A 506-nucleotide genomic window follows, 5' to 3' on the forward strand; every position below is an offset into this window, starting at 1 on the left:
CGACTTCAAGGCCTCTAAAGATCCTTTCATCAAGTTTGCCGTCGCCATGTATGACACAGATATGGCGCAGGAGAAGAAAGAGAAGGAGCTGTATGGCAAGCTGATGAAGGTACGTCCTCAATATATGGATGCCATCATCGCCTACAACAAGGAGCTGGGTAAGCCGGTTTACGCCGATGCTAACTCTAGCCTGCGTGTTACCGTGGGTCATGTGAAGGGCTACTCCCCACAAGATGGCCTGGTTGCCGTACCATTCACTCGTCTGGAAGGCATATTGGCCAAAGACACGGGAGAGGTACCGTTCGACGCGCCTAAGAAGCAGCTTGAGCTGATTAAGCAGAAGCAATATGGCGACTACTATGTGAAGGCTATCGACTCTGTGCCGGTGAACTTCCTGTCGACCCTGGATACCACAGGTGGTAACTCAGGTTCACCAACCCTGAACGGTCGCGCCGAGCTGGTTGGTCTGCTGTTTGACGGCGTCTATGAATCTATCATCGGCGACT

1 protein-coding gene is annotated in these 506 nt (G+C 52.4%); it reads left to right on the top strand.

What is annotated here, in order from left to right; translation table 11 throughout:
• Positions 1 to 506, top strand: a 506-nt coding sequence (locus F2B26_RS17855) for a S46 family peptidase (RefSeq protein ID WP_201292842.1), incomplete at both ends; no start/stop codon positions are given.

Source organism: Cellulomonas citrea (genome assembly GCF_009829685.1).
In the GTDB taxonomy this organism is placed as follows: Bacteria; Actinomycetota; Actinomycetes; order Actinomycetales; family Cellulomonadaceae; genus Cellulomonas; species Cellulomonas citrea.